Source organism: Acinetobacter towneri DSM 14962 = CIP 107472 (genome assembly GCF_000368785.1).
In the GTDB taxonomy this organism is placed as follows: domain Bacteria; phylum Pseudomonadota; class Gammaproteobacteria; order Pseudomonadales; family Moraxellaceae; genus Acinetobacter; species Acinetobacter towneri.
Genome location: NZ_KB849688.1, coordinates 4,943 through 31,425, shown reverse-complemented (window position 1 = coordinate 31,425; position 26,483 = coordinate 4,943). Strand labels below are relative to the sequence as shown.

Genomic DNA, 26,483 nt, shown 5'->3' with positions numbered 1-26,483 from the left:
CCGTAAATTGAAGTTAATGTTGACCACAGACCTGATTAGAGGCCTCATCTAAAGCAGCTTTGAGCTGGATTGCAAAGGTATCTGCTTCAGACTTTGTCATTGGGTTGCCATCTTTTTTGGTGACGAAGAAAATATCTTCGGCACGTTCGCCCAGGGTGGCAATTTTGGCGGAGTGAATATCTAAGCCTTGCATCATAAACAAGCCGCCAATTTTGGCGAGTAACCCGGGATGATCTAGTGTGGCAATTTCGACCATGTTTTGATTCAGCGCTGCATTGAAAGTCACTTCTACTGTATTTTCAATGTCAAAATGACGTAATTGACGCGGAATGCGGCGTTGCATCAGACCCGGATATTTATCTGACTGGCTCAAGGCATTCACTAAAGCCTCAATCACCATTTCTTCACGTTCAGGGTCTGTTAAGAGTGTGCCAAAACGGTCTAAGACCACGTAAGTATCCAAACTAAAGGCTTTGGTCGCAGTAATAATTCGTGCATCCTGAACGTCAAGGTTCATGCGGTCTAAAATAGCGACAGTTGTGGCAAATAGGTTGGGTTGGTCTTGCGTGTAAATAAAGATTTGTACTGCGTCTTGTGCTGATTTTCGGTGCGCGCGCATGAGCACTAATGGTGCAGGATTATCGCCATGCTCCAAAATCGCGCGGGTATGCCATGCAATTTCATCGGCAGATTCTTTAATAAAGTATTCATCGCCCAGTTCTTGCCAGACTTTTTCAACAGCACTGAGTTCAAAATCTTTAACCAGTAACTCGCTTGCCGCAAATTTGGTGTCTTCAATCAGCATTTGATAATCGACGGGACGCCCAAGTCCTGAGCGAATGACATCACGCGCTTGCGTATAAAGTTGGCGCATTAAGGATGCACGCCATGAGTTCCAGAGTGTTGGATTAGTCGCATTAATATCAGCAACCGTTAAGGTATAGAGATAATCTAAATGCTCCATATCTCCCATTTTTTCGGCAAATTCCTTGACCACATCGGGGTCAGAAATATCTTTTTTCTGTGCTGTGACTGACATCAACAAGTGATTTTTGACTAACCATGCCACAAGGTTACATTCACGTTCAGTAAATCCGTGTTTACGGCAAAACTCAATCGCATCTACCGCACCAAGTTCACTGTGATCACCACGACGACCTTTAGCAATATCATGGAAAATCGCAGCCAAATAAATAATGTCACGACGGGCTAAACGCTGAAATACCGAACTGACCACAGGAAAATCTTTCGCGAATTCAGGTTCTTTGAAGCGGCTTAAATTGCGGAGTAATAGTAAAATGTGCGCATCGACTGTATAAATATGGAATAAGTCGTATTGCATTAAACCTGTAATTTGACCAAAAGCGGGGATGTAATTGCCCAATACACCTAAGCGTTTCATAGTCACCAAGGTATTATACAAGCGGTGCGGTGAGCGCAAAATTGCCATAAACAGCGCTTGATGCGTTGGATCATCACGGAAACTTTGGTCAATACGCTTGGCTGCAAGTGTCAGCAGGCGCAGTGTTCGTGCGCGAATTCCTTCAATTTCAGGACGATTAGCCAATAAATAGAAAATTTCTAAAATTGCGCTTGGTTTTTCTGAGAAAATTTTGTGGTGCTGCACGGCAAGTTTGCCATCGACCAGTTTAAAATTTTCATTAATTTCTTCAATGTTACGTTCATAATTAGGCAAACGCGGGGTAATGACCGACTCATTAAAATAGGCCAGCAACATTTCATTTAAAGTGGAAACTTGCTGTGCAGAGCGATAATAACGCTTCATAAATTGTTCAATCGGGTAATTTTGCGGTTTACCTTCTTCTCGAACATAGCCAAAAGTTGCTGCAATATCTCGTTGATAATCAAACAATAAACGGTTTTCATCACGTTTGGTTAAACGATGGAGATGATGACGGATTTCCCATAAAAAGCTTTCGGCTTCTTCAAGTACACCCAATTCAAATTCTGAAATAAAACCTAAATGCACCAAGTCGTAAATACGATTGACGCGAAAATGGCGTTTGGCAATCCAGCCAATTTGGTTGATGTCACGAATACCGCCCGGAGCATTTTTAATATCAGGTTCTAAATTACTTTCGGTGTCATTGTGCTGCGCGTAACGCTTGCTTTGCTCTTCCATTTTGGCATCAAAAAAGGTTTTATCTGTCCAAGTTTGCGAAACAATACGACGCGGCCATTTGGCAAGCTGCTGATTTCCTGTAATTAAACGCGCTTCAATCAAGGCAGTTGCAACAGTTAAATCACTGGTTGCCTGAATCACACAGTCTTGAATAGTCCGCACGCTGGTGGCAGGTTTGAAGTTGCCAACATCCCATAAAGACGAAATAAAGGTCGAAATAAGTTGTTCTTGTTCTGATGTGATTGCATCTTCCGACAACACCATAATATCGACATCGGAATAGGGCAGCATTTCTTTACGCCCATAGCCGCCCACTGCAAATAGGCTCAAATCGGTTTTGTCTAATTCAGCATGTTGCCATAAGAAAGTGAGCGCTTCATCAATCAGGTTAGAACGCGCCAAAATCACTTCACGAATGGATTGTCCATTTTCAAAACATTGTTGTAGCTGATTTTCGACATCGGTGCGCCATTGGTTAATGGCCTGAATGTCATGGTTGCTTTTTACATAATTCAGCAAGGGTAATGTAATGATCATGGACAATTCCGTTATGCAATGACGAGCTTAATTTTGATTTTCGTTTAAATGTACGCGAACAGTGTCCGCAGTCTGCTGAGCTAGCTCACGCGCTTGCTCTGTGGTTTCTGCTCGTGCAGTGGCAACGCCCATACGACGACGCTCAAAACCTTCAGGTTTGCCAAATAAACGTAAATCTGTATCGGGATGTGCTAATGCAAGATTCAGGCCAGAAAATGAAAGATTCGTTGCATCGACACCTGCATAAATCACCGCACTGGCTGCAACGCTATGGCGTGTGGTATTGACAGGTAAGCCTAAAATCGCGCGGGCATGTAATTCAAATTCACTTTGGAATTGTGAAGCCAATGTCACCAAACCTGTGTCGTGTGGACGTGGAGATACTTCACTGAACCAGACTTTATCGCCTTTCACAAACAGCTCTACACCAAAAATACCGCAACCACCTAAGGCAGTAGTCACTTTGTGTGCAATTCGTTTGGCTTCAGTCAAGGCAGCATCACTCATGGCTTGAGGTTGCCAGCTTTCTACATAGTCGCCTGCATCTTGACGGTGACCAATTGGGTCGCAATATGAAGTTTCGATCGCACCAGTTTCTGGGTTTTTAGCACGTACGGTTAATAAGGTAATTTCAAAATCGAAGTCAATTTGTGATTCAACAATCACAGTGCCTTGATTGACGCGTCCGCCAGTCTGGGCATATTCCCAAGCTGCATCAACTTCATCAAAGCAGGTGACACGCGATTGTCCCTTGCCTGAAGATGACATCACAGGCTTCACAAAGTTTGGATAACCAATGTCATCACATGCAGCGCGGAAAGATTCGAGTGAATTGGCAAAGCGATAAGCGGATGTCGGCAAACCTAATTCTTCTGCAGCCAAACGACGAATGCCTTCACGGTTCATGGTCAAATTTACCGCTTTGGCAGATGGAATCACTGTTGCAATATTTTGCGTTTCAATTTCAAGTAAAACTGATGTCGCAATGGCCTCAATTTCAGGCACAATTAAATTGGGTTGAATTTTTTCAATCAGTTGTTTTAATTCTGTGGCATCTGCCATGTTTAAAGTATAAGCATAATGTGCGACTTGCATGGCTGGCGCATGGTCGTAGCGATCGGCGGCATGTACTTCTACGCCTAAGCGTTGCAGTGAAATTACCACCTCTTTACCGAGTTCCCCTGAACCCAATAGCAAAACTTTAAAAGCAGAAGATTGAAGGGGAGTACCAATGGTCACGCTCATGTGAATCGTCCTTGCTAAAGTGGGCTTTTAGCATAGCAGAACTGTTCCATGAGTTAAGCCCTGTTTGCAACAAAATCATGATTTTGTCATCTACTTATATTGCATTCAGTGCTTTAAAGCAGTTAAGGCTGAATCCTGAAATAGATCATTTGGACGATTCAACCTCTAAATTTCAGCAACATTAGAACGAAAATGGCACATAAGTATAAATTAAACCATAGGTGATGGCTGCGGTAAGCGTTGCAGGTACGATTTTCTTAAACTTAAAATACAAACCTGTCAGCACTAAAAAGCCAATCAACATCGCAAAACTTTTATTGGGTGTTTCAAGCAAAGGTGGCAAGGTTGCAACCACGAGCATAGAGCTAATTGCGGCTATACCAATGCTGCCCAAAGCGATTTTAAGCCATAAAGCACCACGTTGCTGTGAGCCTTGTTGAAACTTTTGAATCACAAAAAATGGCCCAAAACGTGAGGCGAAGTTTGCGATACCGACCATAATACCGACCAAAATAATTTCTAAACTCATGATTTTGCTCCTGTATGTTCAGGGTCGGGTTGTTTTAAAACATAGTGTTTAAATAATCCCGCCAAAATACCTGAAGAAATCCCAATAAAAATTGCAGCAGATAAGTCAATAAAATAACAAGCTACGGCAGATACTAGAATGGTGATTCCCACGACAAAGGTGTGTTTCTTTTCAAATGCTGCCAATAAGAAGCTAAGGAATAAAGCGGGCAGTAAAAAGTCGAGCGCCGCTTGCAAAAACTGTGGCATTTTAGTGACTTGATCGGCAAATAATCCACCTAACAAAGAGCCTAATGCCCAAGACAACCAACTAAATAAACTCAGTCCAAGCATCCATGATTCAGACCATTCCTGACGGCGCTGTGACAGTTTAATCATGCCTGAGGCAAAAACTTCATCGGTCAGACCCCATGACCAAATTGCAGTTTTTTTTAGGTTTAAACGATCTTGAATCAGGTTTTGTAAGGCCGGGCCGTAAAGTAAATGTCGAATATCCAAGGCGATTACCGTTAATGCGGTCATCCAGATTGAAGTTCCACTGCCCAATAAGGCAACGACTAAAAATTGACTCGCCCCTGCATACATCGAGCAAGATAAAAATAAGGCTTCCCATGCGCTAAAGCCGAATTGAGTTGCAGAAACACCAAAAGCAAAAGAAACAGGCAGATAGGTGAAAATAATCGCCTGACTATCTTTTGCACCTTGCCAAAAACTTGCTGCGGGCGCAGTTTGAATATTGTGTACGGACACGACACACCTTGTGGGAGAAAGTTGAACGATGGGTCAAATGAAGATTGTGTATTATACTTGAATTCATTAGCATGATGCCGAATTGTTTGTATGGGCGAACCGATATGTTGAAATTGAAAACACCTGTAATCCTGCTTGCTTCAATGTTATGCAGTAGCCTGTTATTGCAAGCGTGTAGCAATGACAACAACCCGCAAAAAACAGTAGAAATTAAGCCTGCGCCAAAACTCACCAATGATGCGACTGTGTATGCGCAAGCCGCGTGGGAATTAATGAATGAAGTTGAGCCGTACGTGTATCGTAAACAGCGTAACTTAATTGAAGATAAAGTCCGCAAACCTGCCCGTAAATTAAGTACCGACTGGCGTATTAATGTCAAAATGACCGACTCTGTAACGGAAGGGAAATATGCGCTGTGTCGTAAGGCTTTGACCAGTTTGGAAATTTGGGCACGTGCGACGATTGACAGTTCAAGCAGTCTTGCACAAAAACAAGCTGATTATGAACGGGATAAAAAACAATGTGCTGATGCTTTGGCGCATCCTGAATTGGGCAATACTGACCCGAAACAAAAGGGCAATGTGGTGCAGTCTTAATTGAGGTTGTTCTGCATTAATGTGATGCGGAATCGCCCATAAAAAAACCTCGATGTAAGCATCGAGGTTTTTTTATTGAATCAATGCTCGGCTGTAAGCATTGTTCTAAAACTAAACATAAAAACAATTAAACATTAAAACGGAAGTGTAAAACATCACCGTCTTGTACGATATAAGTTTTACCTTCCAAGCGCCATTTACCTGCTTCTTTTGCACCTGCTTCGCCGTTGTATTGTACGAAATCCTCATAAGCAATACATTCTGCGCGGATAAAGCCTTTTTCAAAGTCAGTGTGAATTACGCCTGCTGCTTGTGGTGCAGTTGCACCTACTTTCACTGTCCACGCGCGGACTTCTTGTACGCCTGCAGTAAAGTAAGTTTGCAGACCTAACAGCGCATAACCTGCACGAATCACTACGTTCAGCCCTGGTTCTTCCATACCAAGAGCTTCTAGGAATTCTGCACGGTCTTCATCTTCAAGTAATGAAATTTCGGCTTCAATTTGGTTGCATAAAGGCACCACAATCGCATTTTCTTCTGCAGCAAGTTTTTTGACTGCATCTAAGTGCGGGTTGTTTTCAAAGCCATCTTCTGCCACGTTCGCAATATACATGGTTGGTTTTAAGGTTAATAAACCAAAACCACGAACCAATTTGCGTTCATCGTCATCTAAATTGGCTGCACGTGCAGGCTTGCCATCATCCAGTAAAGGTTGGATTTTTTCTAAAACGGCTTTGGTCGCTACGGCTTCTTTATCGCCACCTTTGGCAGATTTTGCTAAGCGTGTAATGGCTTTGCTCACCGTTTCTAAATCGGCCAACGCAAGTTCGGTATTGATGGTTGCAATGTCATCTAATGGGTCAATTTTACCATTTACGTGAATGACGTTTTCATCTTCAAAGCAACGAACTACATGCGCAATCGCATCAGTTTCACGAATGTTGGCAAGGAATTGGTTACCTAAACCTTCACCTTTAGATGCACCTGCAACCAAACCTGCAATATCCACAAATTCCATCGTGGTGGGTAATACACGTTGCGGATTTACGATTTCCGCCAATTTGTCCAAACGTGAATCTGGCACAGGTACAATGCCTGTATTTGGCTCAATGGTACAGAACGGGAAGTTTTCCGCTGCAATTGCAGCTTTGGTTAAAGCATTAAAAAGCGTAGATTTACCAACGTTTGGCAGGCCCACAATACCACAATTAAAACCCATGAATAACTCACAACGTGTTATTTAAAAATTAGGCACGATTTTACATGAAAGGGCAGATAAAGTCAGGTCATCGGACAGATGTTTCTCCAATCTAGCGTGCTTGATGCTGTACGTTGAATTTCTTTTCGGAATTGATTTTGAATTGCTGACTGTTTCGCCTGATTTTTGAATAAAAAGTACATTGTAATTATAAGAGGCTATGACTAAAGTATGACAAGCACAGTATTGATACTGCTTTGGATATCAAAATTTTAAATATGGAGATTTTATGCGCATCTTATACCAGTTTCCTTTGTCTCATTTTTGTGAGAAAGCTCGCTGGTTATTGGATCATAAAGAGTTAGATTATGATGCGCAAAACTTAATTCCAGGCGTGCATCGCGCTTTTGCCCAATTAAAAACAGGGCAAAATAAATTACCTATTTTACGTGATCAAGATCGCTGGATAGCAGATTCGACTCAAATTGCTTTTTATCTGGACGATGTTTATCCCGAACATGCCTTGTTGCGTAGTGATGCCGAACAATATAAACATGCATTGGCGATAAATACTTTGGCTGATGAATTGGGCCAGCATGTGCGTCGTTGGGGATTGGCGCATGCATTATCTGAAAGTGAAGAACCTTTGGAAATTTTAATTGGCGAAAAAGGCTATTTGCGTCAATTTTCTAAATATTCCAAGCCAATTATTAAAGCCTTGGTGTCTAAGGGCTATCAGCTCGATCAAGATAAAGTTGCAGAATCCAAACAGCGGATGGATGAATTAATTGTCATTTTAAATCAGCATTTGATTGATAATTACGGGCGTTATTTTGTGGGTGAGCGTTTAGGTTTAGCCGATATTTCAGTGTGTTCGATGCTTGCACCTATTTTGGAAATTTCTGGAACGCCGTGGGAAAAAGAACATGATGAAGTGATTTCTGAAGAATTTAAAGATTATAAAAAATATTTGCTGGATTTACCTTTAGGGCAATATGTTTCTCGTATTTATCAAACTGAGCGTAATGCACGTGTAGATTGGCGCGGTATTTAAATGTTATCGCCTCAGATAAAATACGCGCAATCTGCGCGTATTTTTTTGGATACTGATGTATAAAATCTAGAACTAAGAGTTAGAACAAAGAATTTAAGTTATTCAAATCAAAATTCTGTACCAAGTTTGGCAGGGTAGCTAAATCAAATTGTGTATCAGATGTTCCACCAGTTAAACCACCAAGCGCATCGCCTAAAGCAGGGGTATTACCCAGGAACTAAGCTATCAATATTGATCTCTGAACTGGTTGTAGATGACGCACCTTGCAGTAAGTCGCTGATGTTAAAATCTGAACCAGAAATTAAGTTGTCAAAACCATCACTCAAGCCATCTGAGCTGAAACCACCAGTTGTATCTCCAGTCAGATTATTTAATAAACCACCTAGATCAAAGTCACTTGCAAGCTGACCTTCAGGATTAAGCAACGCAAGAATTGGTTCTAGAGCAGCGATATCTAGACCACCTAAATCACCACCGATGTTACCGCCAATTAAGCCGCTTGCCAGTTGCGCAATTTGTGCAATATCAAGATCGCCATTGCCTTGCATTAAACCGCCTACTAATTCAGCAATGACCGCGATATCCATACCGCCTAAACCGCCACCGATATTGCTGCCAATCAAGCCGCTTGCCAGTTGAGCAATTTGCGCAATATCAAGATCGCCATTGCCTTGGATTAAACCGCCTACAAGTTCAGCAATCACTGCGATATCTAGACCGCCTAAACCTCCACCGATGTTGCCACCAATCAAGCCACTAACCAGTTGAGCAATTTGAGCAATATCAAGATCGCCATTGCCTTGGATTAAACCACCCACCAGTTCAGCGATAGCACCAAAATCCATACCGCCTAAACTGCCAGTATTGCCGCCAATTAAACCACCAACCAGTTGTGTGATTGCGGCCATATCGAGGTCACTATTACCCAAAATCAAACCGCTGACCAATTGAGTAATTTGAGCAATATCAAGATTACCCGTATTACCACCGATTAACCCACTCACTAATTGGGTGAGTTTCGTAATATCTAAATCACCTGCATTGCTGCCAATCATGCCACTGAGTAAATTGGTGATGGAAGCAATATCGAAGCTACCGCCATTGGATTGTGTCAGTTTGCTAATTAAACTGGTGATATCTAAGTTGGTATTCGAGCTTGAAAATTGGCTGATTAGATTGGTTAGGCTAGAACTATCTAAGCTGCTGCCAGAGAGTAAACTTTTTAATAAAGAATCTAGGGTAGGTGTGGTCGAGGTCGAACTAGTCAGGCTGCCAAGCAAACCAGAAAAGGTATTGCTTAAAGAGCCACCACTTAAGAGTCCATCGAATAAAGAGCTGGTCTGAGTTTCTACGGTAAATACAGAGCTAATTTTATTTTCAGCAAGCTTAGAGATTTAAAAGCCATGACGATTCCTTGTATTTTTATTGGTTTTGTTGTGCTGCATTGTGCTTATTGTCGAGCGCATCTGTTTTAATACATTTCTATGCACTTGTAAAAGATAGACGGTCGGGATTGTGAAAATGTATGAGTAGATTCGTTGTTTTGTTGAGTTTTTTAAATTTAAAAATTTGAAAATCAATAAATTAGAAAGCTGTTCCGTTTGTCTGTTAAGTTGTTCAAAACGATAAGCGGTGATCTGTTGAATCATAAACATTTTGCTTTAATAATGGAAAATAATTTTCGATACAGATGCTTAGTCTGCAAAATAATTTAAGTATAATGGCAGCATGAGTTTAAATTTTATCAGATTAGATTGAGTGCTTGAAAATGGAATTAGATCGCTACGATAAGCATATTTTAGAAATTTTAAGCAATGAAGATGTCAATTTGAATGAACTTTCCGAGCGGGTTAATCTGTCGGTAAGTTCGGTGCATCGCCGTATTAAAAGTCTGATCGATCATAAAATTATTTCAGGTTTAAAGCGTGAAATTAATTATCAAAAACTGGGCTTTAGTTTGCATGTGTTGTTGCAGGTGTCTTTGAGCAAACACGATACCGATATTTTTGCCAAATTTTTGGATGAATTGGAAAGCATTCCTGAAGTGATACGTGCATTTTTGGTGACAGGACAGACTGCAGATTTTATTGTAGAGGTTGTGGCACGAGATATGGAAAATTACAGCGAAATTTTATTAAAACGGATTGGTAAAATTGAGCATGTGGCAGGTTTGCATTCTAGCTTTGTGATTAAAGAATATGATGTTTTAAACTGTCATGGTTTATTAAATAAAGTTTAATTTATTAGAATCTTAGAATTATTTTGACTGGATCTATAAAAAAACGCACGAGAACGTGCGTTTTTAGGAATTGCAGTTAGACCGATTATGCGTCTAATTGTGCTAAAACTTCATCAGAGAATTCAACGTTGGTATATACGTTTTGAACATCATCTAAATCTTCAAGCATATCGATCATTTTCATAATTTTTTTCGCTTGATCGATGTCTGTAATTTCTGCTTTGGTCGATGGACTCATAACCACTTCAGCATTGTCAGATTTCAAACCTGCTGCTGTGAGCGCATCTTGAACCGTACCAAAAGCTTCTGGCGTGGTAATAACCAAAATGCCATCTTCAGACACTTCAATATCTTCTGCGCCAGCTTCTAAAGCCACTTCCATCACTTGATCTTCTAAAGATGAATCTTCAAATGAAATTTCACCACGTTTGGTGAATAGGAATGCTACAGAACCATTGGTGCCTAAGTTACCGTCAGTTTTAGAGAAACAGTGACGTACATCTGGCACGGTGCGGTTTAAGTTGTCTGTCATGGTTTCTACAATAACCGCAACACCACCTACACCATAACCTTCATAGGTTACTTCTTTAAGATCGTCGTTATCTTCACCGCCTGCACCACGCTGGATGGCACGGTTAATGACGTCACGTGTCATGTTAACTGAAAGTGCTTTTTCCACAACAGCACGTAAACGAGGGTTACTTGCCGCATCTGGACCGCCGAGCTTTGCAGCAGTTGTTAATTCACGAATAAATTTGGTAAACAACTTACCACGACTAGCATCTTGTTTGGCTTTACGATGCTTAATGTTGGCCCACTTGGAATGACCCGCCATGCGAACTATGCTCCTTACAGATTGGCAGTATGCCTATCAAAATTGCGCCCATTCTAACATAAGCCCTTTTTTTAGATAAAGGGCAGAGTTTTAGGTTTTTTTAAGTGTTACTTTGAGTTGTTTTAGGCTCAGGAATGACAATATCTAAGCCCACATGTTCTTTATATAATTGTTGGATAAGTGCCATATCGTGATCTAAATCTGTCGGATAGATTTTGCCAAAAATCCCACCTTGTTTGGTTTGTGAGTTGGCATACATTAAAACGATAGGCACATTGGCTGCTTTGGCAATATGCCAAAAACCTGTACGAATTGGCTTGCGGGCTTCACCTGTTTTTGCGCGAGTTGCTTCGGGTGCGATGACCAAATTGAAATGTTCATTTTGATCAAAAAGTTCGACCATTTGCGACACAATATCTTTGTTAGATTTACGGTCTACTGGAATACCGCCGACTTTTTCTAAAATAGGTTTAAGTGGCCCTTTAAAAAGCTCTTTTTTGATTAAAGTATGAATTTTAATATCATAAATTTGGAACAGAGCAAGCGAGAGGATTGCATCCATCATTGAGGTGTGTTCAAAACCGACGATCACTTGTTTATTTTCGAGGATGTTGGGTTCTACCTGATATTGCCATCCTGCAAGTTTGAATGCGGATTCGCCTATAAATTTTTTCAACATAGATGTAACAGCTGATGAATCTGGAAATGCATAATTTCTGCTTGTTTTATATAAGAGTCAACAGAAAATTGTTTGAAATATAGCAATCTCAAGTGATGCAGTTGATATAGCGTTATATCTTTTATTGGTTTTAACTCTAAATACTTTGTTTTTAATATTAAAAATATATGAATTGAGAGAAATTAAGTCTTAAATTGAGCAAAAATGCACTATTCAAATGATTTGTAAATCATTAGACTTTGGTCGTAATTAGCTATGATTCTATTCATCATTTCACTATTCCACGCATCATGGAAGGATACTAAAGTGGCTTATTTGACGACTTTTCTTGTGGCATTGACTGTGTTGTTATTGGTCTTGGTATGGTCAATGTTTGAGTTGTTTTTAGAAGTGCGTAAAGAGAAGCGTTTAAAGTTGCATCGGGCAATGTTTCGGAAAGTGAAGGTGTAGTTTTTATATTTCAATAATAATCAAATTCGTCTGCTGACTATCTATACAGCAATTTCTGAAAATGGCTTGTGTTTTTAAAAAATCTTCGCTAGTATTCTTTGCGCTTGAACTTGTTGAAATATAACAAATTCAATTATAGGGCCTATAGCTCAGTCGGTTAGAGCAGCGGACTCATAATCCGTTGGTCCCCAGTTCAAGTCTGGGTGGGCCCACCAAATTCGACCTCGTAACTCTTTGAGTTATGAGGTTTTTTAATGCCTGTTATTCTTAGACCATCGGATTTTTCGGTCTATTTTGTGGTCCATCCGTTCGATAGTCCGTTGGTCTATATCCCTCATGTAAATCCATCTCCCAATTAACGTTTCCTAGCACTTCGGCTTTCCACTCGATCTACGATGAAGATGAATCTTCTATGATCTAGGTCATCGAGGCGTAAAGCGTGTGGAAAACGATTAGGCTTGGGGGAATTGGGACTTTTTGTTGTTTGACCTTTTTCCCCTATCTGCATAGGGGATTTCTGATTGAGGTATGGGGAGTTTTTATAGAAATTAATTTGCTTTGTATATTGCATAACTTTTAACTTTCAATATTATTAATGGCTTAATAACTGAATTAAAGGAAAAGAATATGCCATCTCCAAAAGACACAAAAGGTCCAGTTGTAAAAACAGGTCCAACTGCTGGTCAAAATCGCACACGTAATGATAATGGTGAATGGCGTAAAAAGCGCTCTGATGCAGGAAAACCGCGTAGTAAGTAATAGCGAATTTAACTGATTTTCAAACACATATTATTTTCATGGTCTTTAACTAATAAAGGAGTGACCATGAAAAAACACTATCCAAAACTCGAATCTGTATCGAAAGTCATCGAGACTCTTCCACATCCCCAATGCAAATCTATAGCCAAAGCGATTCGGGTCTGTAATGATAAAAAGACAGACCTAACAACAAAGCTTTGTGCTGTTGCTCTCGTGTTTGTTTGAATGAGGAAATCGATGCTTATCTTGCAACAATGGCTGATTGAGCAACGTCAGGCAAAAAACCTAAGTTTGGAACAATTGGCAGATCGGTTAAATAAACCATTTTCCTATGTTCAGGATGTTGAAAATGGACAATATTTATTAGATGTCGTGGAATATTTGTTCTACTGCAAAGCTTTAGATATTAACCCTAATCAGGGTCTTGAACTTATTCAATCAAACTTAACTTCAATCTAGATCATTCTATTCAGACGATCAGTCTTTAGAGGCTAAGAGCACCTGCTCAATCAAAAGTAATCCATCTTGTGGATTAACACCTAGCTTACGACAATACCAAACATATTCAACCACATCTAAACGTCGCTCACCTTGTTCAACCTTTTGAACAAACGAGTGAGGTTTATCCATGCGTTCTGCTAATGCTCGCATAGAACAGTTTTGGTCCTGTCGTGCTTGCTTCAACCAATTCGTCAAAGCCTGCATCTCTTTCGTATTGATACTTGCTGTCATGCGCTCATTATCGATACAATGCGCAATGTACCCAATATAGGTACATTACTTTGATTTAGACTCGGAAGTTGAGCTTAAGCTATTACTTTATAATCATATTTAAAGGAAATTGTATGGGGTTTTCTAATCTACTTAGTTCTGCTTTAACAGCGGTAGCAACTTTATCAGGTGATCCTGATATACAACGTACAGCAAACTCTGCAAATGATCTTGTTGTGTCTTATCAAACACAGCAACAGCAAGCAATGGCTGAGCGTATATTAAATTCTCCTGATGGGATTATTCCTGTCACAGAGAAAGGAGTCACTGTTTGGCGAACATTGCAATATGACGGAAATGGTGATGTTGTTGGTTTTTCTGACTTTAACAGCAAAGAGGAATATCTCTTATTAAAGCAACAAGAACTCAAAGCTCAGCAACTGAGACAGCAACAACTTCAAGCCGAACAAGCTCAACGGAAGTATGCTCCGCAGATCAAGAAACAAGGTGATGTCTCCATATCTGATATCGATGCCTATGGTCAGACCTTGGGCGGATTAGAGCGTGCTGTAATGGCATGTTCCAAATACCGTGAGAATACCAAACCTTGGAATGACTGCATTTATAGTCAGGTGAATTAATTAAATCGTGAGATCATTATGAAAACTTTCAAATTCTTATTTTGCTTTTTAGCAGGTCTTGCTATTTCTAATGTCGCATTAGCAAAGACTGAACAAGTCACACTGAAAAAGAATCTGATCTTGAGTGGTGAAGCGGTTATCTTCCCAACGACTCAAGGTGAAGTCATTTTGAATGCTTATATGTTACCTGAAAAAGTAACAAAGCAAATGAAACCCTTTAAAAAAGGTCAATGTCTACAAATTCAATCCAAGAATGGATTTTTTAAAGACACCAACGATGGTCAATACATCCAAAGTATTCGTCCATGTGTGAAAAAGTAATAAACAACAATAGGATTCTTTTATGAAAAAGCTCATACTCATATCATTACTAGCTGTTACTGGGTTTGCTCATGCAGCACCCAATGTATGGCAGTCTAGTTATTCTCAAGGTTTTTCAGAATATTCAATTCAGGATGCTCAAGGCAATACGCTTTGGGTGACATGCAATGATGGTGCTGGTGATAATTATGATCACTCTGCACGTTTGGAAACCAAGAAAAGTAGTTATGAAAATACGGATTCAAAATATCCTTTAACATTTCTGTTTGATGGTAAAAAACAAGCAGCACCTTCTGCTTCTACAAAGTGGCGTAATGGTGCAAATGCTTGGTATGAATTCTCCCAAGGAATTTCTAAAGCCAAAAAGATTGATGTGTACCTAAACAATAAAAAGGTCACAACATTTACCCCTAATCAACAAAGCATCAAATCTGTAGCAAAACATATCGCTGCATGTGAAGCAATGTTCTAACCCATAATCTTAAATTTAGGTCCCGATGTGCTCTTGCAGTACATCGGGATTTTTTATGCTTAAAGGAAGCCATTATGCAACCAAGATTTTTTGACAAAATGAACCAAACTCTCATTAAAACATGGAGTTGTAATAAGTTATCGGACAGAGCTAAAGGTCAGCTTAAATATCAACTATGGCAAGATAATGACGATCAAAGCTTTGGTATCGCTCTAAGTGAAAATGAATCATCTGGTGGATTCAGCACAGAATTGATCAAAGTTGAGCAGATCATTTTAACCTTACAAAAGCTTTATCAATCAGCAAAGCCATTCCATGCTGTTGCATTGAAAGAATTATTCGTAGGTAAGTCAGTCAACAATGCAAGTTTTCTAGGAGCTGCCTTAGTTGATCAAGGCGTAATCCGACTGCATCCACAAACTGCACGCTTACTTGAAGTTAACGATGAATATGAACTTTGGCCACTTTCATTTGATGATGTCGTGCAACAAAACTCATCAACATCTGAATCCTCTAATGATATGAAACCTGTAAACGGAAAACGTGGTCCAAAACCGAAGAGTCCACAATCAACTCAGGATGATAGCTCAGATTCCTTAGCCAGTGTGGAGGATGAAAATGCTGTACATCAAGAGCCAATCTGACTTACAGCAAGTGTCAGATGATTCAATTCGAGCAAGTATTTCACTGCATATACAGACACTCGAACATCAGTATGATGAATCTTATCAAGCCACCCTGCATGGGTGGTTTGTTATATGTGAAGATGACAATGATTTAACTAAGCCTTTTCCTCAGCTCAGTTTTAGCTTATCTGAAAAATTGTCATTAGGTGAGGTTGAATTCGTTGAAAAAAAGCAGGATTGGTATGAGGTGTATATTATGCTCAACGACAATGAAGGCATTTTGATCTATGTTCCGACTGAGATTTTAGAACGCCATAAGATCAATCAAATCTAAACATCTTCACAGACCACCGCCCACACAGTTTTCTATTAATTTTTATGTGAGACGTATTTATGACAAGGCAACGATTATTCGCTTTGGGCCAAGTTGTGTCTACACCCAATGCTTTGGCTTTTGCAGAAAATCATCAACTTGATCTACTCCAATTACTTTATCGTCATCAAACGGGTGATTGGGGAGACTTAGAGGATGAAGACAAAGAATCAAATGAGGAAGCATTAATCAATGATACTCGTATCTTCTCAAGCTATTCGATAGCCGAAGATAAAATTTGGATCATCACGGAAGCAGATCGTTCTTTAACGACATTGTTGATGCCAAGTGATTACTGACCTAACCGTAAAATAGACCCCAAGACCGTTCTGGCCTTGGGGTGATTTTTTATCGTTTTAAGAGAAACAACCAATGATGCTCTACTCAAATAACCTGTCGGACGTTCTACTGGTCCTCGGGACTGTAGTTAGGATTTATTACAGTATGAAAACCTATTCGATTAACTGGCGATCTACATATTAAGAGCTTAAATTTACTTTGCTCTAAATTCTCACGAGCAGTCTTGAAATACCTATTAAAATTTCTTCTAGATTGAGGTTCGCCATTATTTACTGAGTAATACTTATCATAGTATATCGCTCTTAAATGAGATGTAGATTGAAATCCGCTGCTATTTAAAAGCTCAATTAATAGATCAGACATGTATTGTGACTGATGGTTTATTTTCCTCCAAGTCTCAATTTTAGTCTTATTTATCTTATGGTGAACTTGCTCAGCATAATCACAATCTTTTTTTAATGATTCGAAACGCTGCCTATATCGGGCAGCAGTTGAGTACGGCGTGCCTTGTACGTCCATAATTTCTTTAATCGTTAGATTTGGATTAGCTATTAAGGCTTCGTATACCAGTTTGGGGAGATAAATAGACATTGTTTTAGAGGTTTTATAAAAGTGAACTGTATTTTACAGCAAAATTATTAAAAAAAGATTCAAAAAAATATAAATTGAGTTATTTAGCAATTGCTTTTTATTTAATAATTTATATAAAAAAATTTATGTTATTCATGCAAAAGATTTGCTGGTTGTTTATTTCAGGACATTTCGAATGATAATTATTGCTTTTGTTTTTTAACTGCAATAAAAACAGTAACATATGTAATTTATATTATATGAATTCATAAGATGTATTTAAATCTCTTACCATTGTTCAAAAAATTTCTTATATATAAAATGTATTTACTCAAACGGCATTGGTAGAAAATGTCAGGGGTTGGGTGCTTGAATTGATCTGATAAGACGTTGAAAGATTCATACAAGTGCTCACAATTTCACTCGCAATAAGGTAAAAGGTATGAACAGCCAAACTCAAGAAAAAAATGTTACGTTGATTAATTCAGAAGAAGATTTGGATCTTCTTCAAGGTCGAATTGAGTTCCAACGTTTTCAGTTGCATAAAAATCTTTCAGACTTTCCAAATACTATAAGCTTTATTAACAGCTCTGATAAAAGTGACTTTAATAATACAAATCCAACGGTAAGTATTACGTGTGATCTATCGGACATTAATGATAGAAAATTTGCAGAGTACTTATTATCTTCTCTGGCTGAGTTAGTAGTTAAATATATTGTAGAAAATAATCTTCAAGCTTTTATAGGGCATGAAATGAGTGAGAAAACTTGGCTCAGTATTGATGCTCAAGCTTCTCAAGTAGACTCAATGAATGAAGTTGAGCGTTTGTTAAATCAGTTCAAACCATCTAAGCTAATTTATTGTGATCTTATGCCGTATATGAACATCGACTCAGTATTCGGGTTTGGTCTTTATTTGTTTGATGAAGCCAACAACCTTATTGCTAAATTGGTTTACAAGTTTTTTGATGAAAGCATCGCCCCTGAAAATGCTCGTAAACTCAATACACCAACTACTTTTGAGCAGCTTGATGACAGCTCAAGACCTTTCTTCTAAGTCGTAATTCCATCGACCTAGCTTAACTATCTAAACGCATTTATTTCCTGATTCTCTGAAACATGGTCTCACGATCAGGGATAAGTGCGCCATTTTTTCTATAAGGAGAGCTTATGAACACACCTTTTCCACTTAAATCATCAACAAATTTTGGGCTGTCACAGTTCTTCAATATCGAACAACTCACTCTACCAGAGAATAAATCCAAAGTCGAAATCTCGGTTCCCCAAGTGAAAGGGCTAAAAGTTGTAATTTCGAATGTAAGTAAGACTTTTATGTTTAGAGCTGTCTTTAAGGGAAAAAAGATCAGCACGACATTAGGTAAATATCCTCAAGTGTCCTTACAGCAAGCAATCAGTCTTGTAGATAGTTACCAACTTATGTTGAGTAAAGGCATTAATCCTCTAGAGGAGAAAGCACGTATTGAAAATATCCCTAAGCTTGCAGATTTCTTTTATAAGGTCTACATGCCTATGGCGAAGTTAAATAAAAAGTCTTGGAAGGATGATGTTTCAAGGTTCAAGAATCACATTGAACCTACTTTAGGCAATATTCAATTAAATCAAATTACTTCAGCAATGCTTAGTGATTTGATGCTTGAAATCAAAACTGAAGATCGTGCCAACGCAACGGTCAATCGAACACGAGCACTATTAAGCAGTATGTTTAATGTGGCTTTTGAACGAGAGATTATCGAGCAGTCTCCGATGAGCCGTGTCAAAAAACTGGTTGAACAGAATCAGATTGAACGTTATCTCAGTGATGATGAGCTAAAACGTTTAATGCATGTTCTCGCCAATCACCACGCTCATGACATCGATAATCAAATTATTGTCGGTATTGTGGAAATGCTGTTATTGACTGGTGCTCGCAAAGGTGAAGTATTGAATCTCAAATGGAGTGATTTAGATGAGAACAACCACCTTTGGAAGCTCAATGAGAATAAATCAGGCAAACCTAGAATTATTCAACTCAACAGTCAAGCACAGCAAATTATTCGCAGAATGTCACGAAAGTATCTATACGTGTTTGCTAATCCTAAAACTGGACTACCTTTTAATGATATACGCAAAACTTTTCAGAAAATTCTAGAAGCCGCTCAGATCGAAAACTTTCGAATTCACGACCTACGCCACAACTTTGCCAGTATGGCCGTAAACAATGGTTGTGACATTTATGTGGTTCAACATTTGTTAGGCCACGCTTCTCCAACTACGACTCAGCGTTATGCACATCTTCGCCAAGATACGCTGCGCAATGCTTCTGAAATGCTCGCTGAACGTATCAACAGCGCTCGTCCAAATCTCTAAATCTTAATTTCTAAAACTGTCAGGGCATATCGCAAATCGATATGCTCTATGGAGTTCTCATGTCTAAAACCACCTTATACCTCAGCATCGGCCAATATTTAGCATCAATTGGTATTAAAGTCGAACCGAATCAATTTATGTCCTTAGTTTCTCCAACGGGTACAGGAAAGACGACTTTCACTATGGAGAAGTTAAAAGCTCGATCCAAACTAGTAATCATTGTAGTGCCTACTCAAGCAAAAGTAATGGAATTACAAAATGAATATTCTGGAAAAGTTGCTTTAAAATCCGAATATTTATTTTTTTGTGCAAATGAGAATCCTGATGAGACTATTCGAAAATTCAAGGGTATCATTGTTGCAACCTATGATAAATTCGACAAAATTATTAAATTAATGTCTGATTCTCAAAAGAAAGAAGCTCTACTGGTCATTGATGAAGTTCATAAATTATATTCTGCTGGTTCATTTAGGGATGATGCTTTAACGCCTATAATTTGGCATCTACAAAAACGTTCGATTCCAACTTGCTTATTCTTAACTGCAACCAAAACGACAGAGCTATTTGATCAGCTTAAAATAGAGATTGATCATGAAATTTTTGTGAAACATCAAAATCCTCCTGTACGTGATATCCGTGTTACCTCTTTACCAAATGGGGACCAATACACTGCTATCGCAATTATTGAGCAGAAAATTAGAGAACTAATCAAATCATCGGATTCATCAAAAGGAAAATGTGGCAAAACAATTATTGTACGTGTCAACTCTAGGGATAAATGCGAGAGCTTTAAGCAATACTTTGAGCAACGCTATAAACTTAACTGTATTGTGGTACATAGTAAAACTAAAGGTTTAGCAGATGTTAAAGAGATTTTTGAAACACAAAAAATTCCAACTGGTGTAGATATCGTATTTACAACCTCAATCATGGATGAAGCTGTCAATCTGAATAATCCTGAAATTGAAGTTGATTCAGTATTTGTTTTGGGTAAGCAGGCTCATGTTGAAGAATTGGTACAATTTATTGGTCGATTGCGCATTGCAAATGTACCTTGCCACATCTTATTGCACACTGGTTTGACTAGATCTAATCAAGACCCTGAAAAACTACACCGTAAGCACCAAAAACGCTTGGATGACTTTATTACTCGTGTCAATGATATTGCTCATGCATTAGCAAGTTTAGCTGAAGACTATAAGTTTGATTTTCAAGATAATGATAAACCAAGCATTTATGATAAAGTCAATCGAATGAATGAAAGTTTCAAAGATTGGTTTGATTGTAAACTTTTTGCTGTATATCAAGGTAAATCAATTCAGAATACGGCCAGTCTTGTTTCAGCCTTGTATTTAATTGACACAAGCTACTTTTATAGTAGCTATGAATATATGGCGTGGCGTATTAAGCAATTCTTGCCGAACTGTGAAATTCAATTCTGCGAAGATACAACAGCTACACCTAGCTATATCACTCATTTTTTTGATGAGCAAAAAGTTAATGCTGACAAGGCTTATGCTGAAAGTATTAACCCTGCGCTCAAAATTTTTATGGAACACTTTCAAATAGGGTTAAAAAAACCTGAATCCTTAAAGCAGTTATCCACTAAGTTTATTGAGCATAAACAGCAAGATGAGGAATACATTAATAGCTTAGCTTATCGTGGAAGCAATCCTGCTCCTTACCCTGACAAAGTTGCCCAAATTTTGAATGAAATTGTCTACTTAGCTCAGCACATTGGCAATATACATGATATTCATCAGATTCTAACCCTGAGAATTTTCAATACAATTTCTAAAGTGGCTAATGCATATAAAGATAATGAGTTTGTGCGGAATCTAACTCATAAGTTTTATAAGCTTAATCCCGAAAGATACTTAACCAATCAGCACCAACTGAAAGGACCACAAGCAAGTAAATTGCTGTGTAGTACTATAAAGGCTGTGCAGAAACAGACCAACCTTCCAATGAAATCCATCATTAAAGCTTATCTTATTAAGGGGATGACTCATGATCCTATTTCTGATTCATTTGAAATCGAAGAAAGCAAAGCACTTAACTATCTTGCGACATATTTTGATGTCAAAGATCGGAATAAGAATAAACCTGAACGACGCTATCTTGAGTTTCAAGGGATTGCTCTAGGTGGTTTTGAATATTTGCATCTAAAAGATTGGCAAAGCAAACATCTTGCGCCTAAAGAGCCATTTATTATGGATGGTAAAACCTATGATGCTTATACAGGTGCGACCAATATGTTACGTAAAGCTACTCAGGAAGAGATTGATGAACTGTTTGGTTAAGTTGGCCAAATCAACTTCTTAGCTTGATTCATACTATCGCATAGGCCAATGTCCACAAATAAGTTACTTTCAGCTCTCACGCTTTCATAGGAGGCTCTATCTGAAAGTAACTTATTTCTGCACGATGTAGCAGAATTTTTGTGGGGGAGTTTTTTGGAGTGAGGGAAAATTTTGGGAGTGTGTTACGTTGCATCGTATTGTATGGAGATGTCTAGGGGGAGTTTTGTTATAGTAAATAAATAGTATTAATTTCATTTTTAGTTGAGTAATTCCTTATGCAAAAATATTTAGAAAAACTCCGTTTAAATAAAAAAATTGAATTAAATGATTTAATTTATTTAATTGAAAATATCAAGGATTGCAATCATTTTTTCAAAATAAATAAATTAGATGAAAAATATCTTATAAAATTATTGAAATATATTAATTTAACAGTAAGTCATATTTTAAATAAAAATGATTACATAAATTTCTTTATTTCAAAACTACAATTTGGCAGGGATAAATTTAATAAAAATCAATTTTTTCAAAACCTTTCAGAATTGGTTGTGGCTGGAGGGATGTTTGAATTAATCAAAGAATACCCTGACATATATTCCAGCTTTAAATATGAAAGGAAGTTTGGTGGGAAAAAAGATGTGGATTTTAGCTTTTATTGGAAAACTCATGAGTGTGATATTAATATTGAAGTTAAATGTCCAGATTATGATGAAGAAATGGATTATTATAATAAAGAGGTTTTATGGGGTAGAGTTCCATATTTTGATAATACTCTACATATTACTAGAAGGGATCGTAAAGCTATTTCTTATATTAAGAATGCACACGATAAAGTCAATGGAAGTAAAGAAAGTGATATAAATATTTTGGTTGTGTGTACTTCAGGAATTATTGATCAAGCTGAATGGGTTAACTATTATATTAAAAATAAAGATAAAAAATCAAGTGGTGGAGTTTTAATGGATGGTGAAACTTACGGAATCAAGGAAAGTGATTATGAAAATATTGATTTTATAATAATAACAGATGTATTCTATAGGCTTGAAAATTGTATGCACATGGATTTTTTCAACTTTAATCAATGTCATAATTTTTTATTCCCTAATGATCAATCTAAAAGAAATAAAGAGGTTTTAAAAGGTTTAACAGAATCCGAGTTAATTGAGATTAAAAAAATAAATAATGAAAAAGATTACTTAGAACTTGATCAAAAATATCCTTTGCTTAGAAGATACTTTGATATTTCAAATTTATTTAATAATGCATCAACCGAATATATGAATTTTTTTCAAGAACATAGTTTGTATTATCACAATTATAATTGGATTTTACCTGCATTTATTTTTTATAAAGAAATTAAATTAATGTATCCCTTTGTTAAAGTTAAAATTCTAGATGATTACCCAGACTGTATTGAAAATAAGTACAGTGATATTACTGAGTTAAACAGGCAAAAATTAATCGATTGCTTTGAAAGCCAAAATTTAAACTTAGCAGTAGATAATAGTTATGATAATTTTTTTTATTTCTTAAATACATTAAGCAATGATTTTATTTCAACTCTAGGATGTGAAGAAAATATCCATAAAATTTTCATTAGTGATGAATATTGTGAATTTAATACTTTTCTGGAATTTGGGATTAATATGTTTAAATTTAAACAAGAGAATGAAAAAAACACTCCTTTTAAAATTATTTTCTAGGCATAAAATTTAATTAAATCATATTTTAATAAAAACTGTAATAAGTATATCTCCAACTTATTACAGTGCCAAATTACATTAAATTTTGTATTTCTTCCAATCATACAAACATAATAATCTTTTATTGTTAGTTTCTTTCATTTGATCGGAACTTAAAGTTTTTAAATATTTCTCAACATCATCCAAGCTAATGAAGTCATAATATAAATTCCAAAATATTAGACAATCTTTTTTGTGTTTAGAGCATTCAGATTCATCTATAATATCTTTAGTGCTGGTGTATTTAGAATTTTCTGGGTTATAAGTATTAAATGTTGAAGATTTTATATGAGTTTCAATTTTATTTAATTGAAGTTCCTTTAATTTATCAATATTATTGATTTTGTCATTTATTGAAGAAAAACCAAATACTGGGAAAACTCTTTTTCCTGCGACAATCTCATGTTTGTTAATTACTTCAATAATAGGAGTGTTATCTTCTTCAATAATTACAAAATACTCTTTTATTAATTCATCTAATTTCTTAAATTCATATCGAATATTATCTTTGGCACCTATTGCTAGCACCATCTGATTGTTATCTAAATCATCTATATCTTCAGTAATAGTTACTGATATACCTTGCTCACCTTTTAGAATCTCATGATAAACACTTTGAACTTTTCTAATCTCCATCGCAGAAACATGTAGAACCAAGTTTGAAATTTCTTTATATACAGCTGAGTAATTATCAGTATTTATTTTATTGATTCTAATAATTCCAATATCTTCTACATCAATATCATGTTTTACAACTTCTGTTGACATATTATTTTGGTCAAACTCAACCAATAGAAAATTATTTTGAATTTTTTTAGCCTCATCAGAGTTCGGGTCGACATAGGAAAATATTGTTTTCAATATGCTCCTAATATTCTCATCACCCAAACTATATCCGATAAAAATGACAGGATTGTGCATGAATAGTGATAACATTTGAGCTTTAATTAGTTCATATTTTTGATTAAATAATTTATAATCATTATTTGTAATCACCATACTGCTTGGGTCACTAACACACCCATGAATTTTGTAAACAGATCCGTATGGATTGCTTAAAAGAATATTATTTCCAATTAATGGAGAAAACTTAAAAAAATGCTCTGCATATAAATCATAGTTAGTTGTTAGAATTGAACCAATATTTTTTCTAGCTTTTATCAATTCTGCTAATTCGGGGGCCATTTCTTCTTTTTGAGTTGTATCTTCAAGCAATTTACAAATATATATTTTAAATCTGCTATATCTTTTTCCCTTTGCCATATTGTCGTAAAATATATTATTTATTTCATCAAAATTAGCGTCAGTGCTAACCAATTCATTGAACTCTATTTCTAATTTCTCTGCAACCATTTCTAGAGAAAGCTTTCCACCTACATAACAGCTATCAAGTAGATCTAAGAATTTCCTTTCGTTACCATGTAAATCAAAAGAGATTTTTTTCAGAAGGTCTATCCAAGAATACGATTTTTTTAAATATCTAAGACTAAATCCAGTCCCCAAAAATAGAATAGGATGATTTCTCATACCTACAAAAAATTCTGCAAGTTGCATGATTTAACTCAATTGAAGTATTTATTTCAATAATAGTAATTCAAAAGAAAGCTGATGTCATATAATCATATCTAAAAATAAATTAATGTGCTGTCTAACATCTTGTACACAAAGCTAGCATGGTCTTTGCGGTCTATAAAAAAACCTTTGTATTTCTACGGTCTATCTTTGCGGAACCACAGTAAACAGCGGTCTTTTTGCGGTTTTCGTGAGTTTTTTGAACAAAAAATAGCTTATTATTCTTATACCTAGAAAAACTGACATTTTGGTCATCTTTGCCTTTAAAAAGACAAAAGCCTTAATTTTCTTACACTTCCAAATTTATCTGCGGTCTCTTTGATTTTATTCGCTTCAACCACCTTCATAAGATACAAGATATTGTTTTATATTGTAAAATTATAAAAATCTGTCTCCGCTCATAATCCGTTGGTCGACAGTTCAAGTCTGTCTGGGCCCACCAGTTTTTTGTAATCATATGCACAGTTTTGTAATGATTTAATATATAAACCCATGAATTATAATGATTCATGGGTTTTTTATTTCTGCTTTTTGCACAACTATGTTTGGCTATGCACAGCTTTATTTGGCCCTCTTGTGTATCCAATCTTGTATCCGATACTCTTTCTGCATTACTCGGATACAAGAGATTCTGCTATGAAAAGAACGGCTTTAGATAACATCAAACAAATCAAAGATACCCGGTAATACCCCCTAAAAATAAAAGGATCTAAAAGTAGAATTTTCTCTTAACATACAAGCAGGAGATTCAGTATTTGGATGGAATAACTTTTTTGCTGAATTTGCTAGCAATGCTGATGAATTTAAAGATTTTAACCTTAGAGCTGAGTAATGAACTTTTGTAGTGTCATACGCTATAGTTTTTAAATTCATCCTCATGAGCATATGATAACTTCAGTATTGACTGAATATTAAAGGATTATTTGTGAGTAGAAGTGTAAAGAAGCAACTCAGTTTCTTTTTAATCGTACTTTGCGGAGTGATTAGCTATAATTATGTAGCTACTCGCCCAGTAGAAAATACAGCGGTGAATTCCAACGTTCGAGAGCGTGAGCGAGCATTTATACAAAAACGCGCTGAATACATAAAAAATCACGGCGAGACAAGTATAGCAGAGCAAGAAATTAATAAAGAATTGGCACTCAGAAGAGGGCATTCTTTAATTAATAGTTCGTCTTCGTATCAGCGTGCTGAAGAGCAAGATCTTGAAAAATTTGTAAAGTGAGATAGATATTATAGTAGATCGGATAGAGGTGGTTCCACTTGTTTGAACAACTAAAAGCGTATTTATAAGTGATATTCCGCTCTAGTTAAGCCACCTTGTTTTGTTGGGGTAGCTGATCATAGTAAAACTCATTTGGTGTCATTTTGTCTAGACTTGAATGAGGTCGTTTCAGATTATAAAACTCAAAATATGCACTCAATTGCTTTTTCGCATCTGTGACACTGCTATAAGCTTTGAGATACACCTC

General features: G+C 37.0%; 28 protein-coding genes and 1 tRNA gene. 18 read left to right on the top strand and 11 right to left on the bottom strand.

The annotated features are described in order from the left end of the window. Positions 1-13: 13 nt before the first annotated feature. From glnD to F947_RS01640, 4 genes are all read right to left on the bottom strand, one after another. Complete coding sequence (glnD, locus tag F947_RS01655; RefSeq protein WP_004971443.1) at positions 14-2,680, bottom strand: [protein-PII] uridylyltransferase; 2,667 nt, start codon at positions 2,678-2,680, stop codon at positions 14-16. Positions 2,681-2,707: 27 nt separating this feature from the next. Beyond that, positions 2,708-3,925 carry a formate-dependent phosphoribosylglycinamide formyltransferase gene (gene purT, locus F947_RS01650; protein WP_004971442.1) on the bottom strand — a complete coding sequence of 406 codons (1,218 nt, stop codon included), beginning with the start codon at positions 3,923-3,925 and terminating at the stop codon, positions 2,708-2,710. 181 nt (positions 3,926-4,106) lie between these two features. After that, a complete protein-coding gene (ygaH, locus tag F947_RS01645) occupies positions 4,107-4,454 on the bottom strand; it encodes an L-valine transporter subunit YgaH (RefSeq protein ID WP_004971441.1) in 348 nt (115 codons plus the stop codon). Then, positions 4,451-5,188: an AzlC family ABC transporter permease gene (locus tag F947_RS01640; RefSeq protein ID WP_171062558.1), complete on the bottom strand. Its 738-nt coding sequence runs from the start codon at positions 5,186-5,188 to the stop codon at positions 4,451-4,453. The genes ygaH and F947_RS01640 overlap by 4 nt, the downstream gene beginning before the upstream one ends. Before the next feature lie 119 nt (positions 5,189-5,307). On the opposite strand from F947_RS01640, the gene F947_RS01635 reads away from it, so the two are divergent. Further along, on the top strand, positions 5,308-5,799 hold the full coding sequence (locus tag F947_RS01635) for a hypothetical protein (protein WP_026438320.1): 492 nt from the start codon (positions 5,308-5,310) through the stop codon (positions 5,797-5,799). A gap of 127 nt (positions 5,800-5,926) precedes the next feature. On the opposite strand, the gene ychF is transcribed toward F947_RS01635, so the two are convergent. Then, positions 5,927-7,018: a redox-regulated ATPase YchF gene (gene ychF / locus F947_RS01630; RefSeq protein ID WP_004971435.1), complete on the bottom strand. Its 1,092-nt coding sequence runs from the start codon at positions 7,016-7,018 to the stop codon at positions 5,927-5,929. Positions 7,019-7,286: 268 nt separating this feature from the next. On the opposite strand from ychF, the gene F947_RS01625 reads away from it, so the two are divergent. Continuing rightward, positions 7,287-8,051, top strand: coding sequence for a glutathione S-transferase family protein (locus F947_RS01625; RefSeq protein WP_004971433.1), 765 nt, complete (start codon positions 7,287-7,289; stop codon positions 8,049-8,051). A 206-nt stretch (positions 8,052-8,257) separates the two neighbouring features. Here F947_RS01625 and F947_RS01620 read toward each other — a convergent pair whose 3' ends face one another. Next, positions 8,258-9,331, bottom strand: a complete 1,074-nt coding sequence (locus F947_RS01620; RefSeq protein WP_004971432.1) for a hypothetical protein — start codon at positions 9,329-9,331, stop codon at positions 8,258-8,260. A 488-nt stretch (positions 9,332-9,819) separates the two neighbouring features. Here F947_RS01620 and F947_RS01615 point away from each other — a divergent pair, with 488 nt between their 5' ends. Next, positions 9,820-10,290, top strand: coding sequence for an Lrp/AsnC family transcriptional regulator (locus tag F947_RS01615; RefSeq protein WP_004971430.1), 471 nt, complete (start codon positions 9,820-9,822; stop codon positions 10,288-10,290). Between the two features lie 85 nt (positions 10,291-10,375). On the opposite strand, the gene F947_RS01610 is transcribed toward F947_RS01615, so the two are convergent. Both F947_RS01610 and F947_RS01605 read right to left on the bottom strand, forming a co-directional pair. Continuing rightward, positions 10,376-11,125 carry a YebC/PmpR family DNA-binding transcriptional regulator gene (locus F947_RS01610; protein ID WP_004971429.1) on the bottom strand — a complete coding sequence of 250 codons (750 nt, stop codon included), beginning with the start codon at positions 11,123-11,125 and terminating at the stop codon, positions 10,376-10,378. 100 nt (positions 11,126-11,225) lie between these two features. Then, entirely contained in the window at positions 11,226-11,804 is a 579-nt protein-coding gene (locus F947_RS01605) for a 1-acyl-sn-glycerol-3-phosphate acyltransferase (RefSeq protein WP_004971428.1), read from the bottom strand. A 306-nt stretch (positions 11,805-12,110) separates the two neighbouring features. Between F947_RS01605 and F947_RS14565 the strand changes: the two genes are divergently transcribed. From F947_RS14565 to F947_RS01595, 4 genes are all read left to right on the top strand, one after another. Continuing rightward, positions 12,111-12,254, top strand: a complete 144-nt coding sequence (locus F947_RS14565) for a hypothetical protein (RefSeq protein WP_154320842.1) — start codon at positions 12,111-12,113, stop codon at positions 12,252-12,254. A 138-nt stretch (positions 12,255-12,392) separates the two neighbouring features. Then, positions 12,393-12,469 (top strand) — tRNA-Ile (locus F947_RS01600). Positions 12,470-12,881: 412 nt separating this feature from the next. Further along, the gene (locus F947_RS14900) at positions 12,882-13,013 is read left to right on the top strand and encodes a hypothetical protein (protein ID WP_004971427.1); all 132 of its coding nucleotides are present in this window, start codon (positions 12,882-12,884) and stop codon (positions 13,011-13,013) included. Positions 13,014-13,250: 237 nt separating this feature from the next. Beyond that, a complete protein-coding gene (locus F947_RS01595) occupies positions 13,251-13,472 on the top strand; it encodes a helix-turn-helix domain-containing protein (protein ID WP_004971424.1) in 222 nt (73 codons plus the stop codon). 18 nt (positions 13,473-13,490) lie between these two features. Here the strand turns inward: F947_RS01595 and F947_RS01590 are convergent, their stop codons facing one another. Further along, on the bottom strand, positions 13,491-13,745 hold the full coding sequence (locus F947_RS01590) for a helix-turn-helix domain-containing protein (protein WP_026438321.1): 255 nt from the start codon (positions 13,743-13,745) through the stop codon (positions 13,491-13,493). A gap of 113 nt (positions 13,746-13,858) precedes the next feature. On the opposite strand from F947_RS01590, the gene F947_RS01585 reads away from it, so the two are divergent. From F947_RS01585 to F947_RS01535, 10 genes are all read left to right on the top strand, one after another. Next, a complete protein-coding gene (locus F947_RS01585; protein WP_004971421.1) occupies positions 13,859-14,365 on the top strand; it encodes a hypothetical protein in 507 nt (168 codons plus the stop codon). 18 nt (positions 14,366-14,383) lie between these two features. Beyond that, positions 14,384-14,686 (top strand): hypothetical protein, encoded by a 303-nt coding sequence (locus F947_RS01580; protein ID WP_004971420.1) that lies wholly within the window; start codon positions 14,384-14,386, stop codon positions 14,684-14,686. 22 nt (positions 14,687-14,708) lie between these two features. Further along, the gene (locus tag F947_RS01575) at positions 14,709-15,158 is read left to right on the top strand and encodes a hypothetical protein (RefSeq protein ID WP_004971418.1); all 450 of its coding nucleotides are present in this window, start codon (positions 14,709-14,711) and stop codon (positions 15,156-15,158) included. A 74-nt stretch (positions 15,159-15,232) separates the two neighbouring features. Further along, a complete protein-coding gene (locus tag F947_RS01570) occupies positions 15,233-15,802 on the top strand; it encodes a hypothetical protein (protein WP_004971417.1) in 570 nt (189 codons plus the stop codon). Beyond that, positions 15,777-16,118, top strand: a complete 342-nt coding sequence (locus F947_RS01565) for a hypothetical protein (protein ID WP_004971415.1) — start codon at positions 15,777-15,779, stop codon at positions 16,116-16,118. Before F947_RS01570 ends, F947_RS01565 begins: the two co-directional genes overlap by 26 nt. 59 nt (positions 16,119-16,177) lie before the next feature. Beyond that, positions 16,178-16,456, top strand: coding sequence for a hypothetical protein (locus tag F947_RS01560; RefSeq protein ID WP_004971413.1), 279 nt, complete (start codon positions 16,178-16,180; stop codon positions 16,454-16,456). 1,013 nt (positions 16,457-17,469) lie between these two features. Beyond that, on the top strand, positions 17,470-18,084 hold the full coding sequence (locus F947_RS01550; protein ID WP_004971410.1) for a hypothetical protein: 615 nt from the start codon (positions 17,470-17,472) through the stop codon (positions 18,082-18,084). Between the two features lie 113 nt (positions 18,085-18,197). After that, positions 18,198-19,394, top strand: coding sequence for a site-specific integrase (locus F947_RS01545; RefSeq protein ID WP_004971409.1), 1,197 nt, complete (start codon positions 18,198-18,200; stop codon positions 19,392-19,394). Positions 19,395-19,453: 59 nt separating this feature from the next. Then, entirely contained in the window at positions 19,454-21,697 is a 2,244-nt protein-coding gene (locus F947_RS01540; RefSeq protein ID WP_004971408.1) for a DEAD/DEAH box helicase, read from the top strand. A 275-nt stretch (positions 21,698-21,972) separates the two neighbouring features. Then, positions 21,973-23,400 (top strand): hypothetical protein, encoded by a 1,428-nt coding sequence (locus F947_RS01535; RefSeq protein ID WP_004971406.1) that lies wholly within the window; start codon positions 21,973-21,975, stop codon positions 23,398-23,400. 78 nt (positions 23,401-23,478) lie between these two features. On the opposite strand, the gene F947_RS01530 is transcribed toward F947_RS01535, so the two are convergent. Beyond that, entirely contained in the window at positions 23,479-24,993 is a 1,515-nt protein-coding gene (locus tag F947_RS01530) for an SIR2 family NAD-dependent protein deacylase (protein ID WP_004971403.1), read from the bottom strand. Positions 24,994-25,936: 943 nt separating this feature from the next. Between F947_RS01530 and F947_RS01525 the strand changes: the two genes are divergently transcribed. Then, the gene (locus F947_RS01525) at positions 25,937-26,236 is read left to right on the top strand and encodes a hypothetical protein (protein ID WP_004971400.1); all 300 of its coding nucleotides are present in this window, start codon (positions 25,937-25,939) and stop codon (positions 26,234-26,236) included. Positions 26,237-26,321: 85 nt separating this feature from the next. Here the strand turns inward: F947_RS01525 and F947_RS01520 are convergent. Then, on the bottom strand, positions 26,322-26,483 hold a 162-nt coding region (locus F947_RS01520), incomplete at its 5' end, for an integrase core domain-containing protein (protein ID WP_004971399.1).